Origin of the sequence: Enterococcus mundtii (assembly GCF_002947535.1) — a bacterium.
In the GTDB taxonomy this organism is placed as follows: domain Bacteria; phylum Bacillota; class Bacilli; order Lactobacillales; family Enterococcaceae; genus Enterococcus_B; species Enterococcus_B mundtii_B.
In genome coordinates this window covers 100,382-116,760 of the sequence record NZ_PUAP01000010.1, presented here as the reverse complement: position 1 = coordinate 116,760, position 16,379 = coordinate 100,382, and the positions used below count along the sequence as shown (strand labels likewise).

Sequence of the window (16,379 nt, the reverse complement as noted above, 5' to 3'; positions counted from 1 at the left end):
CGAAAAAAAGCGCCATCCACAAAAATTTGAAGAACACTTTTCGTGGATGGCGCCTTATTTCTCGAGGCTGAACACTTCTGTCCCGACTTCGTTTTACATCATTTATTCATAAGGAGGTTGATCTATTATTTTATTTCGAAATCAATTGATTCGTCTCACGGACAATCATACGTTCTTCATTCGTCGGTACGACCATGACAGCCACTTGTCCATTGTCTTGACTGACAATTGCTTGTCTTGTATTGTTTCTTTCCTCGTCAACAGTTATGCCAAACAATGACAACCCTTCACAAGATAGTTGACGAATGATTGGCGAGTTTTCTCCGATGCCAGCCGTGAAGATCAATACATCAAGTCCGCCTAGTTCAGCAGCGTAAGCACCGATCATCTGTTTTACGCGACCACAATACATGTTCATTGCTAAAACCGCTTTTGGATCGCCCTGTTCAAAAGCTTCTTCGATGTCACGAGCATCACTGCTGATGCCAGAAACTCCTTTGAGTCCTGAGTCTTGGTTCATCATCTGCTCGATTTCTGCGAAGCTCATCTGTTTTTCTCTGCCTAGATAGGTCACGATGGAAGGATCGATATCACCACAGCGCGTTCCCATCATGATACCTGCTAAAGGAGTGAATCCCATACTAGTGATAACAGACTGGCCATTCTTGATCCCGCAAATACTCCCCCCATTTCCTAAATGACAGGAAATGATTTTTAAATCCTCAAGCTTTTTACCTAAAGACTTGGCAGCTTCCGTCGCCACATATTGGTGACTTGTCCCGTGAAATCCAAAACGGCGAATTCCCTCTTCCTCATATAATTTATAAGGAATTGGATAAAGATAATTTTCTTCTGGCATCGTTTGGTGGAATGACGTATCAAAAACAGCAACTTGCGGACAAGCTGGTAAATTATTTTTGAATGCTTCGATCCCCATGATGTTGATTGGGTTGTGCAACGGTGCTAAATGAGAAAGCGATTTGATTTTTGTCAATGATTCATCATCGACTTGGCATGAGCCTTTGAAGAATTCGCCACCGTGCGCGACACGATGGCCGACACCCGCGATTTCTGACAAATCAGCAACGATTTTTTCTTCCAATAAAAAGCCTAGTAAAAACTTGACTGCATCTTCATGTGTCTCACCTTCAACTGAACGACTACTTTTACCATCGTCTAAAGAATACGTCAAATCCATGGAGGTTGCTAACCCGATTCGTTCGAATAATCCTTTGGCGATCATTTTTTCTTCAGGAAACTCATAGACTTGAAACTTTAACGAAGAACTTCCTGAATTGATTGCAATAATTAATTCTTTCAATGCTTTACCCCTCAATCTAATCTTTTACAGAATGTTTACTAAAAGCACAGCAATCGTTGCACCAACGATCGGGCCTACTAATGGTACCCATGCGTATCTCCAGTTATAGTCAGTGTTTTTATTTGGTAATGGGATCAATGTATACATCAAACGCGGACCAAGGTCACGCGCTGGATTGATCGCATAGCCTGTTGTCGAACCAAATGAGAATGAGATACCTACTAACAAGAACAATGCAACAACTGGTTGGAATCCTCCTGGGAAGTCTCCCGCTGGAAGTAACAATAAGGTGAAGATAAATGCAAATGTTGCAATGATCTCACTGATGACATTCGCAATAGGTGCGTCGATTGCTGGACCTGTAGCAAAGATACCTACTGAGTTGCCTTCATCTGCTCCAGTTTCTTTAAAGTGAGCCATAAATGAGATTGCAGCAATCAATGCACCTAAAAAGGCACCTGCGAATTGCGCTAGAACAAATGGTACGACCATATTCCATTCAAAAAGTCCACCGATCGCAAAAGCAATCGAAACCGCAGGATTCAAATGACCTGGCGATCCGAAGTAGCCCGCTGAATAAATCCCTAACATTACGGCAACGCCCCAGCCAAATGCTACCAATACCCAATTGGCACCAACTGCTTTTGCCAAAGTCTTCTTCAAGTTGATGCTACAACCCACACCACAACCGAAAAGTGTTAAAACTAACGTTCCAATAAATTCACCTAATACTGTATTATCCATTTTTGTACCCCTTTTCAAACGATTTTTTGATAGATTTCTTTTAGTTTTGTACGATCAAACGAGATTGGATTCGATTGGAAAGTGAAATCATTCGTCGCATTGTCAGCTACTTGTTCCGCTGCTCTGATCGCTGTTGATTCTTCGATGTTCCATTCGGCCAATGTTGCTGGCACCCCAGAATCTTTACTCAATCGCTTGATGGCATCTACTAATTTGATTACAGCCACTTCGTCTGAAAGACCGTTCGTACATAATTTAAGTTTTCTTGACACTTCTGCGTATAAAGACTTTGCCGTCCAATCTTTAGCATTCGCTAAAACGACATGTGGTAACAACATCGCATTTGCTAAACCATGAGGAACTTTGAAATGCGCGCCGACTTGATGTGCTAAAGCATGGCAAACACCTAAACCAGCATTGTCAAAAGCCACCCCAGCAAGTGTTGCTGCTTCGTGCATTTGGATGCGTGCATCTTCATTGTTGCCATTTTTGACACACTCAACTAAATTCGAAAAGACAAGCGTGATTGCTTTTTCTGCAAGCGCAGAAGAATAATTTGTTCGACCTTTCGCAACCAATGCTTCTAACGCATGAGTCAGGACGTCCAAACCACTGTAGGCCGTGATCGAAGGCGGGCTTGTCATCACAAAATCAATGGATAAGATTGCTTCGTCAGGAATCAACTCTTCAGCAAATATCGGATATTTGATTTTGTTTGCCGTATCGGTGATCACAGCTGCACTGGTCACTTCAGATCCAGTGCCACTCGTTGTTGGGATCGCTACAAAATAATTGATCGTTTGCTTTGCTACCTTCTGATAGAAATAGATGATTCCTTTTGCCGTATCTAACGCCGAACCACCGCCAATTGCGATCACAACGGTTGGTTCAGCTTGCAAAGCCATTTGCATGCCTTTGACTACTTTTTCAATCGGTGGATCTGGCACGATCTCCGTAAAAGTGATCACGCGATTTTTTTGTTCAAGATATGCAATCATTTCACGTACTTTTTGATTGCTTTTCAAAAAAGGATCAAAAACGAACAAGACCGTTTCGTCTGAAAAACGTTCGAACCTTTTAACGATGTCCGTTGTTACAGCTACTTTTGTTTTCATTGACCATTGTTTCAAACTGTTTCCTCCTAACGAATCGAAAATCCATCCGTTAATACACAACGACGTTTTCTAGCAAAATTCCTAGCAGTCGTCGTACATTCACCGGTTGGTGTGGCAATCGTGAATGTGGTTGGGCCTTCGCCACCAAATCCTAATCCTGCAAATGAAGAACCATTTTTGACAAAGATCGAGGTTTGGAATTTCTTCGCTGCAAGGTTCAATCGTTGAATATTTTGGGAGTGCATCGTTGCTGTATGGTGGCACTTATTTTCGATTCCTAATGCTGTCGGTAATGCTTCATCAAAATCTTTTACAGTCACGATCGGTAAGATCGGCATCAACATTTCTTTGACAACAAACGGATGATCTTTCTCTGTTTTCATGATGATCACTCGAATGTCCGCGGATACATAGACACCAACTGCAGCTAAGATCTCACTAGCGTTTTTACCAACGAATTGTCGGTTAGGCGCGCCATTTTCCGCAATCATCAGATCGACCAATCGTTGAATGATTTGTTCGTCACCTACATAATAAGCTCCTTGTTTTTCCATTTGTAAAATCAAGTAGTCAACGACTTGTTCGACGGCAACGACACTTTTTTCTGCCGTACATAGGATGTTATTGTCAAAAGATGCACCCAAAACGATGTCTGCCGCTGCTTTATCAAGATCTGCGGTTTCATCTACGAGTGAAGGTGGATTGCCTTCTCCAGCAGCAATCGTTTTCTTGCCACTCTTCATTGCTTGTCTCACCACACCAAGACCACCTGTGATCACTAATAGTGAAATGTCTGGATGGGACATCATCTCTTGAGCAGCTTCGATCGAAGGTTTTTCGATCGTTACAACCAAGTTATGGATGCCACAGCTTTGATAAATCAATTCATTCAATTTTGAAACGACCCAACCAGAAATTCGCTTTGCACCTGGATGGACACTGAAATAAATAGCATTACCTGCTGCAATCATTCCGATTGCATTACAGATCAACGTTTCTGCCGGGTTAGTACTTGGCGTCACCGCACCGATCACGCCATACGGAGATAACTCATAAAGGGTCATTCCGTTGTCACCAGTGACCGCTTCAGTAATAAGATCTTCGACCCCTGGTGTCTTGTTGATCGCAAGAGTCAATTTTTGGATCTTATCTTCATATCTTCCCATTTTCGTCTCTTCCACTGTTTCACGAGCAATTGTTTCGATATGAGGCGTCATTCCAGTACGAATCGCAGCAATGATTGCTCTTCGCTGTTCCAATGACAAGTCATCTAGACGCTCTTGTGCTACTTTTGCTGCGGCAACTGCTGTATCAACCGTTGGAAAAATCCCGACTGAAGAAGTTGAAACTGTTGCGGTAGTCGGTTCTTCTAAAAGGATTCCTTGAATCACTTTCATGATTTGTTCTTTTAATTGTTCTTCGCCCATCATGCTCGCTCCTTAAACTTTTTGATTCCTTTTGTTGCAATTTCCATATCTTGATCTGGACTGCCACCGCTCACACCGATACCACCAACGATATTTCCTTGCCCATCTTTGAGAAGGAATCCACCACCAAAGGTCACAAGCTTCCCATCACTTAATGTTTCTAATTGGAAAAGCGGTTGGTTTGGTTGGACCAACTCCGTTAGTTCGTGGGTGTCAGCTTTCATCGAGACCGCTGTATAAGCCTTTTTTATCGCCATGCTTTCACTAACGATCAGTGCATCGTCCATTCGATAGAATTGTTTCAAAGCCCCGTTTTTATCAACGATTGCAATAGAAACCGGTACGCTCAAACAATTCGCATGCTCGATACACGCGTGAACGATCTCTTCAAAATCAAGTTTGATCTTTGGTTGTTGCACCCGTTCTAGATACCGACGGATGATTTGATTGAGCAGCACTTCTTGTTCCTGTTCATGATCTGCTTCACGGGCAAAAGAATACAGACAATCAGATAAACGGTTGGCAAACTTGCTGAGTTCTGAACGGACTTCTTCGTTTTCCATAAAGCGATCAAGTACACGTTCCCCACGACGGCAAACCGTCCGAGCAACATGCAACTGCGCCCCTGCTAGACTTTTTCCTGGCAAAATAAATTCATGGATTTCTGGTAGTTTTGCTGTTTTTTCATCGATCCAGATTTCCAATTGATGAATATCTTCCGCAGAGATCAAGTCACTTTTATGCGCTAATTTATCCGTTTTCGTTGCTGTCGCTAATTCTGCGTTCATCTGGAAAAGTTTATTTTGGATCCAGTCGAGCGCTTGTTGGCTTTCTGGATTTTTTAACATTTTTTGCGCCAAGCTGATTTGCGCACAGCATTCATCAAATGTTCCATAAACTTCGACTCGTAAACTCGCTTTTTTTACTCGTGTCCCATCAAAAAGGCTGGTCATTCCTTGATCACCAGTTTTTGTATAGATCGGCATTCTTTTCACTTCCTTACATATCAAACGTATCGATGATACCAACAATCGCACAATCCACCGCTTCTGATGGCTCCGAGAATAGATGTCTCGCTGAACTACCGCTATTTAACAGCACATAATCCCCAATTCCAGCACCCACAGTATCTGCTGCCACTTGTTGAAAACGTACTGCCTCTTTTTGAGCATTTATCGGTTGCACGATCATTAATTTTTTGCCTACAAGAGAGGAATCTTTTTGAGTAGAAACAACGCTACCTATGATTTTTCCCATTAACATTGCGATCCGCTCCTTTTACAGATAGTCATCTGCTTTTCCTGAATTCTTTCTTGCGCCAATAATGTAAAGTTTTGATTCGTTGAAAGTATCAACACTGCATGATTCGGTAAAACAGCCACTTGCTTGTAAGTGATATACCGATTTGAAAAGGCATAGCATGGTTTTTCAGCAACTGTAAAAACTTCGACGTTATAATGGAAGATTTCTTCAGGTATCAAAGTCAGATCCGAAAAAGAGCATTGAAATCTAAGCTCACAACCGTAGTCAAAGCTACGAAATAGCCATCGTACGAATGGGTCATTCTCATTTTTTGTTGCAAATTTCGTTAAAAAGAAGCAGTCGCAATTTTTGACATAGATATATTTATTCGACAAAAAAGGGCTGATCGAATCGGTTTGAACTGAATCAGTTGATACGAACAATGTACTTTTTTCTCTTTTTATTAGCCAATCAACTACTTTTTGAACAATATCTTCCATACGAAACTCCTATTCCACAATGACTTTTGAGGCCATCGCTATGCCGATCGGTGTAACGAATTGCGGATGAACGGGTTTCAATACTTTCTTACCAATGACGCTACTCATTTCTTCTTCAAACTGTGAAAAATAGGCAGCCCCACCGACAACAAAAATCGGCTCGATCGGATGTTCATCCAGCATTTTTTTGGCGATGGTCGCCATTTTTTGGATCACTGGACGACAAATCGTAAAATTTTCTGCTTCATTTTTTGGATTTCTCTTTATTTTTTCTGCTTCCTCTATATCCACGCCATGATAGCCGGCGATCACTAGAGTCATATGTGTACCACCAGTTGGTTCATCATCGACGAAGGCAACTTCTCCATTTTTAAGGACACTGATCCCCGTCGTACCGCCCCCGATATCGATGACCGCCCCATCTGCAATATCAAGTGTCAAGGCAGCCGCTGATGGTTCATCCACTAACTGGTCGATTTCCATGCCGGCACTTTCAATGACGTTTGCCACAACTTTTTTGTTGTTACCGATCGTTCCTGGGGGGATAGCCCCGGAAGCTGCTTTAAGTTCAAACCCTAAAGCGGCTTCCGCTTCTTCCCGTAATGCTTCAACGATCTTTACTGCTTTTTGATAATCAACGACCAAGCCATCACGTATCACCTTAGCTTCTTTGAACGCACCGAACAATGGTTGATTGTCAGCATCTAAGACAACTAAGACGATCGAAGCTGTTCCCAGATCGACACCAACCTTATAGCCATCGACCGATTTGTGACCAGTCGGCACAAAAGAGTGGACGATTTTATTGAAAGATTCTAGTAACTCATTGCCTTTCTCAATTCCTTGCATCTTTTGCTCCTTCTGATCAACGAATGATCCTTGCTCTAGTTTCGGTAGTGACATTGGCCGCATTGGCTTCATCTGTGTCGATGTGCATTTCCATGATAAATTTTTCATGCGGACGTAACGCAACCTCATGATAGACAGTCCCTCGTTCGCCAGATAAAATTTCGACTGAAACGATCTCATCCTTATGCAGATCCAAACGTTTCATATCTTCATGATTCAAATGGATATGACGTTGTGCGATGATTGCGGCTGGAATTGTAATCGATGCAGATTCAGTCATCAAAGTGATTTCTACTGCCTCATCAAGATCACCGGAAAGCTTGATTGGTGGATTGATCCCTAATAGGCGTGCATCTGTTTTTGACACTTCTACTTGCGAGCGATGGCGGAACGGACCCAGAATCCGCACTCTTTCGATCTTTCCTTTTGGACCGATCAACGTCACCGTTTGTTTTGCCGCAAATTCACCTGGTTGCTTTAAATCACGCAATTTTTCGATAGACTGTCCTGGGAAAAGTTGTTCAAAGTGAGCAGGTGTCAAATGGATATGACGATTAGAGATACCGATCGGAAAGGTTTGATCAAGATCTGCGATCACCTTCCGAACGATTTCTTTCAACTCAGCTTTTGAAAAATCAAGCATTGTTTTGACCAGCTAATAGTTTGTTCACATCATGATGAGGACGAGGGATCACGTGTACAGAAACCACTTCGCCTACACGTTCAGCTGCGACAGAACCTGCATCTGTCGCTGCTTTGACCGCACCAACATCTCCACGAACCATGATCGTTACTAAACCAGAACCGATTTTCTCTGTTCCGATCAATTGGACGTTTGCAGCTTTCACCATTGCATCAGCTGCCTCGACAGCTCCTACTAAACCTTTTGTTTCGATCATTCCTAATGCGTCATTCATTTATGTGTTCCTCCTAGTTTTTCTTATTTTTTTTGGTTGCAGTTTTATTTCCTTTTTTTGAAGAATCTTTTGGCTTTTTTTCTTTACTTGCCACTACATCAGCACTAAGTGAAGTAGGCTCTGTCTTATCTTCATTGATAACAGGTACGTTTTCACTCTTCACTGGTGTGGTTTTGTCTATTGAGGATTCTTGCTTCGTTGCTGTTTCCTCAACAATCACGACGGGTGTCTCTTCTTGGATTGGTTCAGGTTGCTCTTCTTTTGAAGAAAACACATGAAGGATATTGTCTCCTGGTCTTGGAATAACCAGAGAAGAGACGTAAGCATCCAGACCAATGGCAGCCGACTTCGCTGCGTCGATCGCTGCTTTGACCGCCCCGACATCCCCTTGGATCATCACGGTCATCCAGCCAAAGCCTTTTGTCTTTTCTATACTCAAAAGTTCAATATTTGCGGATTTCACCATGATATCAGAAAGGTTGATGGCACTGGCTAATCCTGTTGATTCGATCATTCCGATTGCTTGATTCATTGTTTCACCTCCAATAATTCCAAGGATTTTAATGGAATACCTTTGACGATGCGAGCGGCATTACTGCCTAGACTTCTCAAGATCCTGGAAGGGACGATCGAAACATGTTCCAGCACTTGGTAAGGTTGCTCTTTTTTCAAGCTTTTGTGATGTAAGCAAAGGGTATTTCTGCTCCCACCTATCCCTACTTGCAACGAAGAAGCCAAAGCCGCTTCATACGCCGCTTGTGCTGCATCTTCAAATACTTTTGCTTCTAGCTTATATGGGATACTTTCTTCTTCGATACCATACAGTAATGAAGTCAAGATTGTTTCATCTATCCCATCTACGTAGATCACGATCGAAGGTCTATCCATTTCGATCCCCCCTCAGATGTGAAAGGATCAAGCCAGTCGCAACTGCATTTCTAGGACCTTCACACGCACGTACATTTCCTTGCCCAGCAACTAACCCATAGTGAGATAACGCATCTGTCACGATTTGGGGAATCTCAAAATCAAGCGCTGATCCTCCGACGATCACGACAAATGGAATATCACGAATATTGCCAGTCGGGCTCACCCGTTTCAATGCTCGGATCGTGTTAGTTACAAACACTCGTTTTTTCGCTGTCTGTCTAACCAATTTGATTTTTTCGATTGAAAGATCAAGTGGAATTGGAATGAGACCCTCTGGTTTGACAACGACAACTTTCGCAAATAAATGAGGATCTAACGGTTCCTCAAAGAATTGCACACTACCGTCTTCATGTCGGATATAAAAGATGTTCTCTACTTTTGCCAAAGGATACTTTTTGATATCTTCCGCCAAGTAAATATCGTCGATCCCTAACTCCGACTTGATCAATAATGTCACCATATCTCCTGCACCCGCCAAATGTGTCACAGAAACTGTTTGTTCCCCAATGATCGACGCATCGGTAGAACCAGCACCTAAGTCCAAAATAGCTAAAGGTGTGCTTGTACCAGGTGTCGTCAAGGCGCCCAAAATAGCCGCTTCTGCTTCTGCTCCGCCAATTTCAACAGGTGTTTTCAAATCTTCTTCAATGGATTGTGCGATTTTCGACATTTGCAAATGATCCGATTTGACCATTGAAGCAATCCCTACTGCTTGTTCCATCGAGAACTCACCAGCAACGCCACCTTTGACCTCTATCGGCACAAAAGTATCGACTGCAAGTAAGTCTTGGATGAAGATTTCAGCGAGGGGGCGTTCAGTTAAATTCGCCATCGTTAGCCGAACTTTTTCGAGCATACCACCGACATTTGTTCCTGACTCGCCAGTCACATTGTCGATTTCTGCAAATGAACTAACCGCAGTCATGATATCTTCTGCGCCAGCTGAGATTTCAACGATTTTACGACGATTGCCCCCTGTGATCTCAATACTTCCTGCCGGGATCACTCGTGCTTGAACATCCCCCTGCGGTGTCTTAATGACTACAGCAGAGCGATTTCCGATCAGCGCACGAGCCATTGGCACGATGCTTTTTGTTGCCTCTGAATCCAGTTCAAAAACCGTAGCAATACCATAAGGATTCGATAATTGAGCAACCCCTTGACCGGCAGGCGCTACTTCTACCGCAGCTAACATGCCTAGTGGGATTTTTTCAATATAAGCAACTTCGTCTATGATCGGGATCTTATGGGTCAAACGATTATTGACTAAAACCCCGTCATCACTTTGAAGAATCGCACCTGTGACCCGAATGTTATTTTCAACGATTTGGTTGATCCATTTTGCCGCCTGATCAAATTCGATTTCTTTTTCAACGACGACGACATAGTCATCATCGCTGAATGTTTTTTGGACTAATTCTGATAATTTGATCGTTTTTCCTACACCTAAGCCGTGACCGCCAGGCGTTTTGGGGTTGTGACCGATCATCGTCGATTCGGTGATGATCGTTTCAGTGATCATCTCCATCGCCACGTCACCAATGACAGGCGTTGCCTCGTTGATGCGGATCAAATCGATATCGGAGATTGTTAGATCATTTTTAGCGCAAGCTTCATTGATTGCTTTATAGATCCCAAAGAGATTCTTCTTCGTTCCTTTGATCCCCGTTGTTTCAGTAATAGCCGATTGTAGAAAATGAACCTGATCATTTGTATCGATCTCTGCAAGTGCGATCTCCGTTGAGGAATTTCCAATATCAATACCTATAATACGTTTCATGCACATTCCTCCCGATAACTGGCGATCCTTTAATTATCCCCTTTGAGCTTCTTACGTGTTTCATAATGTTCACTCGCTTCACGGAAATAAGCAGCAGAGATTTTCGCATGGTATTTCGTTTCTAATTCATCAGCAATATCTAACAATTCTTGTTTACTTGAGCGATACGGACGTAACGCATTGTACATTGCTAAGACACGCTCATCAGGGACCGCTGTCAATTCTGCGGCACGATCGAAGTTAGAAGAAATCGTCTTACGTCCTGCACTATGAGCAATTTCACCTTGCGCTTTTAAGATCGATGGTGTGATCTTCAAATCTTCTGGCGTTAAAGAACCGTTCAATACATTAGCTAAAGTGATATCTTCTAATGTTTTACCTGTTTTCGTTTTCACCCAGTCCGGATGTTTGACAGCAATTGGATAATCAGCAGTCGTCGCTTGGGTGCCATTTGCAACTTCAGTTGTTCCAGTCGGTTTATTGTTCATATCTTGTAAGATATTTCTTACCAAGCTTTCTAATGTCTGTTCGTTCATCTGTTTCACCTCGTTATAATGTTACAGCAATTTCTTCTGCTGGTTTCCCAATGACAACATGCTTCGTTTCTTTGATGTGAAGTAAAGCAGATTGTGCTTGGTATTTCGGACGTGCCATTTGGTCATTCATCATCGGCACTGGATTTGGTGATTCGCCTTTTGCATATTTTGCTGCATTCTTACCGATTGCTCGATACGTTTCCAGCGTGATCAGTGGCGCTTGCGGGAACAATTCAAGATTTGACAATGGTTGTAGATCTTTTTGGTGAATGATCGCCGTTCCTTTTGATTGGATCGACACGCAAATCCCTGAACCTGAAAGTTTATCTCCCTCAACTGCGACAAATGCCACATCAGATGAACGGAAAACTTTGACTACGCGGGCTTTCAACCCTTCTTCTTCGATACCTGCAATCACTTGTTTCAAGATATCTTTATGGCTCACACCAATGATATTCGTTGTTTGAGATGTTGCGAATGCAGGTCCAACAGCAATAACCACTTCGTCTTGTGCATTGCCAGGTTGTGCCACACCCATGGAACGGAACCAAGATTCAGAATTGTTGTCTGTCGCTACAGCCGTCGACGGTGTACTTTTGAACGCAACTGTTTGTTCACTTTTCGTTGTATCCATTTCAGTCAAGACTTCTTGAATGATCGATCTTAGTAAGTTTTCGTTGATTTCTGCCATTTCATACTCCTCCTATATATCCTGCGGGTTGATTGCGTTAGGAATTGCTTTCACTTTTTCCCACTCTGAGCCGTCTAAACGGTGGCCAGTTCCTGGTCCAGCATAGTCATTTTTATCATTGACAGCAGAAATGACATTCCAATCTTTATCAAAGATAGAAGAAGTTTGTAAGAAGTCGCCGGCAACGCGCTGTTTCAATAGATTCAATACACTGACCGCCACATCTTCAAAGCCTGTTTTAGATAATGCTTTAACTAGATCTAATCCAGTTGCTCCACTAGCCAACAACTCTTCTGCACCTTTGATATCTTGAACCATATCGCGAGCAGGCATGTCATCAGAACCACGAGCATAAGTCGCCGCTTCTACTTCTTCATCTGTGATCGTTGGCAACCCTAACTCTGCAAATAATGCTTGCATCGCTTTCGCTGCTTTATTACGTACTTTGATCACTTCTGCTTCTTCAACTGGTCGTAAACCGCCATCAACACGAAGGTCACGTTGTAAAATGTTGTAATCGTCGAAATCATCTGCATCAAAGTTGGAACCCGCAAACATATTGTCGTAATTCGGAGTCGCAGAGTAGCCAGAAGAGATATAGTCAGTCCCTGGTAAGAATTGCATCAATAAACGAGCTGTTCGACGGATATCTGAGTGAGAGAATGTTTGGTCATTTCCAGATGCCACTTCAAGGTCAAGCAACATAGCGATCAAGTTTTCCGCTAAGACCGCACGAATCCCTGATGGCACCGCACCTGGAATACCGATACAACTGATTGAACCATTTTGTAACCCTTGAACACCCGCTGCTTTTGTCAGATAAATACATCTAGTTTCCAAGTACAACATCGATTTGCCTTCTGCATAACCCATTTGTACTTCTGAACCAGTCCCAGAAGTGAAACGCATCTTCAAGCCGCGAGACGCATAACATGAAGCAAGGAATCCTTTCGACCAAGGCGTATCATCGCCATCGGTAAATACTTTCTCTGTTCCATAAACTGAGATCGTTTCAGCATAAGCTGTGAATCCTCTCATACCAAGATCAAGCTCAGTTGCTTCTTCCAATGAACACTGTGTCAACACCCCTGGACGTCCAACTTGTGAACCAATCATGATCGAGATGGCATTGAATGGTGCATAACGTGCAACCGCAACTGTTGTTTCTTGCTCATCAAAGCCACGTAAAGCGCCTTCAGCAGCATCCGCAGCGATCTGCACTGGATTATCGCGTAAGTTTGTTACGTGAGATTGGGTGGTTGGACGACGACGAGCACGCATTTTTTGAACAGCCATCATCATTTCAACCACGTTCATGTAGCCAACCACTTCATTGATCTTTGCCGGTGTAGCAGAAGTCGTCAATTGGATGATTTCTTCACGACAAATGTTCGGATCAACGATTTTATTCGCTAATTCTTTCGATGACATTTGCATAACTTCTTCCGCACGAGTGATGTCGATGCCATACTGTGCAATATAAGCATCGATCAAATCAAAGTCTTCTTTTGCTTTTCCATCTAATTCAACGACCTCACCCGCAACGATCTTGATGCTTGGCTTTGGATCATTGGGACTTTGCATGGCAATCAGACCTTCGTCTATCCACTCATCAACAAATCCATCCTCGTTCACTGGTCTTTTTGATAATTCTTCAAATCGTTTCGATTTCATCTATTTACTCACTCTCCAATTTAAATATATGATGGCTGATCATTTGTTGGCTCGCTGCCTAATGTACCTAATAGTTTGATGCCGATTTCGCGGGCAGAAATCACAGCCTGACGGACAGCCCCTGAATCACCACTAAATGTCATCGTGACTTCATTTGAGAAATTCTGTCCATTTTGTGGAGTAGCATAGCTAACCACTTCAATATTCGCCGCCTTCATGGCTGTATCCGCCATCACTACACCGATTGCAGCTGGTGCACCAACGATCAAACCAAATGATTTACCGATTGGAGTTCCAAATACTTTGTTACACGCATAACTTGCTCTGGCAGTGTATTGACATTCAATGTGGCCTGCTTCATTCGCATACACATCTCCGAACGTGCGAGTATCCACTTCTTTTAACGTCACTTCTACAGCACGTTTAACATCCGAAACATCATCCCCACCAAAAATGATAAGCGAGCCATGACCAGCGCCACCTTTAGTATCTCTTGGCATTTCGATCGAGATGACTTCTGTGTTTGTTGCTTTGACTGCTTCATCTGCCGCTAAAATATGCGGACCAGCACCGGTACGAGCACCTACGATACCAATCGAGCGATATTTTTTCTCTAATTTCATCGTATCCAATAAGGCTGAATCAACATTTGCAATCACTAAACCAATAGTATCTCCAAATGCTGATGCACCGACAAATTCTGTTAATCCACAATGTTTTTCAATCATTTTGCTTGTTCCTCCCGATGTAGTTTCCTTTGCTTCATTCGATTCGATTTTATTCAAAACTTTTTTCAAGATTTCTTCTACTGCTGCATTGTTTTCAACCATTTAATCACCTCAGTCAGTTAAATTTGGGAGTACTCTCTCAACCTCAGAGTGAGGGCGTGGAATCACGTAATTTGAAACAACTTCTCCCACAGAACTAGCTGCTGTCACTCCAGCATCAACTGCGGCTTTTACTGCACCTACATCTCCTCTGACCATAACAGTGACTAAACCTGAACCGATTTTTTCAGTGCCGATCAGCGTTACATTCGCCGCCTTCACCATCGCATCTGCTGCTTCGATCGATCCAATCAAACCGCGAGTTTCAATCATGCCTAAAGCTTCTTGACCCATTGTCATACCTCCTAATTTTAGTAGCGCTTACAAAAACTATCATAATAAAAAAAGATGGGAAATAATTGCCCCATCTTTTTTGTACCTCTTGAGAGAATAATAATAATTTGCTGTGAATAAAAAAAGAAAACACGACAAATAGGCTTAAATTTTAATAATTCAAGCCAAATAATCTATCAAATTCTTGTCATTTGATAGTCAAAATTGTGGTATTTGTGATGTTTTATACAATAACCAATGTTTTTCTGTTAAAATAAGTGCCATGAAAGGGGGCTGTTGCATGATTCAAGGTCATCCAAAAGGAATTCATTTAGATAGACTAACAAAGATAATGGAAGAATTTGCATTAGCAGTTGATTATGGCGCTGTTTTAGTTGATATCCATGGCAAAGAAACGTCAAATCTATTTAATTTTTCTCCTTTTTGCCAAAACATGCGAGCAAATCCGCAATTCAAACATCTCTGTCAAAAGTGTGATGCTTACGGTGGTCTAGAAGCATCAAAGACTGGAAAACCACACATTTATCAATGCCATGCTGGCTTGACGGATATCTCATTACCTTTGATCTATGATCGACAACTGCACGGTTTTGCACTTTTTGGGCAAGTAAAAGTATCAGATATCGAAGAGCATCAAATCGACCGCATTCATCCATCCATCACGAATTGGAAAGAGCATGCGGAGTTGAGGCATGCACGTAATAAGGTACGTGTAGTGAACAGAAAACAGGTCACGGCTGCCGCCTCACTTTTCGAAACGATTGCTCAACATTATGAGAAAGAAGAAAACCATCCTAGAGATCGAATCAAATTCAATATCAAAACAACTGACCATAAACCGATCAAGTCTAAAAATAAACAAATCGACTCCGGCCATGGAGAAATCAATAAAGCAATCGAATATATCAATAAAAATCTCTCTCGCAATATTACCTTGGATGAAGTGGCAAATCATGTCTATTTGAGTCATTATTATTTCAGCAGGCTCTTCAAAAAAGAATTAGGCATCAGTTTTGTCAACTACCTTAATAAACAGAGAATCGAACAAGCAAAAGAATTATTACGCCAAACCAATTTAAGCGTTCAAAAAATTGCTTATCGCATCGGTTATACCCAACCGAGCTATTTCTGTAAGTTATTCAAAAAAGAGACCGGAACAACTCCTGCTTCCTTTCGAAGAACGAGCTGATCCACTGAAAGACAGTTGCCTGACTGTCTTTTTGTTTAATAAAAAAATGAAGTGTCTTCGAAAAAACACTTCACTAAACAAACCGTTCAATAGGAATCGGTTTGGCTCGCAAAGTAATTTTCCCAATAAAATCACTTTCACATCATGTAAGGTATCCTGACTTTGCTTCATCCTACTACCTCGCCTTCCCGTAAGTGGCTAAATTGAGGGGTCGTCTGCATATACAGTAAAAAGGGTCTGTCAAGGATTCGCACCTTGTTCCCTTCACATCATGTGCTGATATTTTATTATTTTCAATTATACATTAATTCACAATCGCGGTCAATAGATAACGGAAACGATT

General features: G+C 42.2%; 19 protein-coding genes and 1 riboswitch. Of the genes, 1 reads left to right on the top strand and 18 read right to left on the bottom strand.

The genetic code is table 11. The annotated features are described in order from the left end of the window. Window positions 1-130 precede the first annotated feature (130 nt). From CUS89_RS03530 to CUS89_RS03445, 18 genes are read right to left on the bottom strand one after another with little or no spacing between them, the layout of a single operon-like run. A complete protein-coding gene (locus CUS89_RS03530) occupies window positions 131-1,321 on the bottom strand; it encodes an acetate/propionate family kinase (RefSeq protein WP_104871068.1) in 1,191 nt (396 codons plus the stop codon). Window positions 1,322-1,345: 24 nt separating this feature from the next. Continuing rightward, window positions 1,346-2,065 (bottom strand): MIP/aquaporin family protein, encoded by a 720-nt coding sequence (locus CUS89_RS03525; protein ID WP_104871067.1) that lies wholly within the window; start codon window positions 2,063-2,065, stop codon window positions 1,346-1,348. 14 nt (window positions 2,066-2,079) lie between these two features. Then, on the bottom strand, window positions 2,080-3,195 hold the full coding sequence (locus CUS89_RS03520; protein WP_104871066.1) for a 1-propanol dehydrogenase PduQ: 1,116 nt from the start codon (window positions 3,193-3,195) through the stop codon (window positions 2,080-2,082). Between the two features lie 11 nt (window positions 3,196-3,206). Beyond that, window positions 3,207-4,607, bottom strand: coding sequence for an aldehyde dehydrogenase family protein (locus CUS89_RS03515; RefSeq protein WP_104871065.1), 1,401 nt, complete (start codon window positions 4,605-4,607; stop codon window positions 3,207-3,209). Then, window positions 4,607-5,593, bottom strand: a complete 987-nt coding sequence (locus CUS89_RS03510; RefSeq protein WP_104871064.1) for a cob(I)yrinic acid a,c-diamide adenosyltransferase — start codon at window positions 5,591-5,593, stop codon at window positions 4,607-4,609. The genes CUS89_RS03515 and CUS89_RS03510 overlap by 1 nt, the downstream gene beginning before the upstream one ends. A gap of 13 nt (window positions 5,594-5,606) precedes the next feature. Further along, the gene (locus tag CUS89_RS03505; RefSeq protein ID WP_071867455.1) at window positions 5,607-5,870 is read right to left on the bottom strand and encodes a EutN/CcmL family microcompartment protein; all 264 of its coding nucleotides are present in this window, start codon (window positions 5,868-5,870) and stop codon (window positions 5,607-5,609) included. Beyond that, window positions 5,864-6,349: a PduM family microcompartment protein gene (gene pduM, locus CUS89_RS03500; protein ID WP_104871063.1), complete on the bottom strand. Its 486-nt coding sequence runs from the start codon at window positions 6,347-6,349 to the stop codon at window positions 5,864-5,866. Before pduM ends, CUS89_RS03505 begins: the two co-directional genes overlap by 7 nt. Before the next feature lie 9 nt (window positions 6,350-6,358). Continuing rightward, window positions 6,359-7,198 carry an ethanolamine utilization protein EutJ gene (gene eutJ, locus CUS89_RS03495; RefSeq protein WP_104871062.1) on the bottom strand — a complete coding sequence of 280 codons (840 nt, stop codon included), beginning with the start codon at window positions 7,196-7,198 and terminating at the stop codon, window positions 6,359-6,361. Between the two features lie 16 nt (window positions 7,199-7,214). Next, window positions 7,215-7,841, bottom strand: coding sequence for a phosphate propanoyltransferase (pduL, locus tag CUS89_RS03490; protein ID WP_104871061.1), 627 nt, complete (start codon window positions 7,839-7,841; stop codon window positions 7,215-7,217). Continuing rightward, the gene (locus tag CUS89_RS03485; RefSeq protein WP_104871060.1) at window positions 7,834-8,115 is read right to left on the bottom strand and encodes a BMC domain-containing protein; all 282 of its coding nucleotides are present in this window, start codon (window positions 8,113-8,115) and stop codon (window positions 7,834-7,836) included. The genes pduL and CUS89_RS03485 overlap by 8 nt, the downstream gene beginning before the upstream one ends. A 13-nt stretch (window positions 8,116-8,128) precedes the next feature. Then, entirely contained in the window at window positions 8,129-8,647 is a 519-nt protein-coding gene (locus CUS89_RS03480; RefSeq protein WP_104871059.1) for a BMC domain-containing protein, read from the bottom strand. Continuing rightward, window positions 8,644-9,003: a glycerol dehydratase reactivase beta/small subunit family protein gene (locus CUS89_RS03475; protein ID WP_258082370.1), complete on the bottom strand. Its 360-nt coding sequence runs from the start codon at window positions 9,001-9,003 to the stop codon at window positions 8,644-8,646. The genes CUS89_RS03480 and CUS89_RS03475 overlap by 4 nt, the downstream gene beginning before the upstream one ends. After that, entirely contained in the window at window positions 8,996-10,825 is a 1,830-nt protein-coding gene (locus CUS89_RS03470; protein ID WP_104871057.1) for a diol dehydratase reactivase subunit alpha, read from the bottom strand. Before CUS89_RS03470 ends, CUS89_RS03475 begins: the two co-directional genes overlap by 8 nt. A 29-nt stretch (window positions 10,826-10,854) precedes the next feature. Next, entirely contained in the window at window positions 10,855-11,361 is a 507-nt protein-coding gene (locus tag CUS89_RS03465) for a diol dehydratase small subunit (RefSeq protein ID WP_104871056.1), read from the bottom strand. Between the two features lie 13 nt (window positions 11,362-11,374). Further along, window positions 11,375-12,052 (bottom strand): propanediol/glycerol family dehydratase medium subunit, encoded by a 678-nt coding sequence (locus CUS89_RS03460; RefSeq protein ID WP_104871055.1) that lies wholly within the window; start codon window positions 12,050-12,052, stop codon window positions 11,375-11,377. Between the two features lie 12 nt (window positions 12,053-12,064). After that, complete coding sequence (locus CUS89_RS03455) at window positions 12,065-13,726, bottom strand: propanediol/glycerol family dehydratase large subunit (protein WP_104871054.1); 1,662 nt, start codon at window positions 13,724-13,726, stop codon at window positions 12,065-12,067. Between the two features lie 20 nt (window positions 13,727-13,746). Next, window positions 13,747-14,556, bottom strand: coding sequence for a propanediol utilization microcompartment protein PduB (gene pduB / locus CUS89_RS03450; RefSeq protein ID WP_104871053.1), 810 nt, complete (start codon window positions 14,554-14,556; stop codon window positions 13,747-13,749). A 9-nt stretch (window positions 14,557-14,565) separates the two neighbouring features. After that, window positions 14,566-14,847: a BMC domain-containing protein gene (locus tag CUS89_RS03445; RefSeq protein ID WP_071867467.1), complete on the bottom strand. Its 282-nt coding sequence runs from the start codon at window positions 14,845-14,847 to the stop codon at window positions 14,566-14,568. Between the two features lie 280 nt (window positions 14,848-15,127). Here CUS89_RS03445 and CUS89_RS03440 point away from each other — a divergent pair, with 280 nt between their 5' ends. Continuing rightward, window positions 15,128-16,036 carry a PocR ligand-binding domain-containing protein gene (locus CUS89_RS03440; RefSeq protein ID WP_104871052.1) on the top strand — a complete coding sequence of 303 codons (909 nt, stop codon included), beginning with the start codon at window positions 15,128-15,130 and terminating at the stop codon, window positions 16,034-16,036. A 129-nt stretch (window positions 16,037-16,165) separates the two neighbouring features. After that, window positions 16,166-16,357, bottom strand: a riboswitch (cobalamin riboswitch). Window positions 16,358-16,379: the final 22 nt, after the last annotated feature.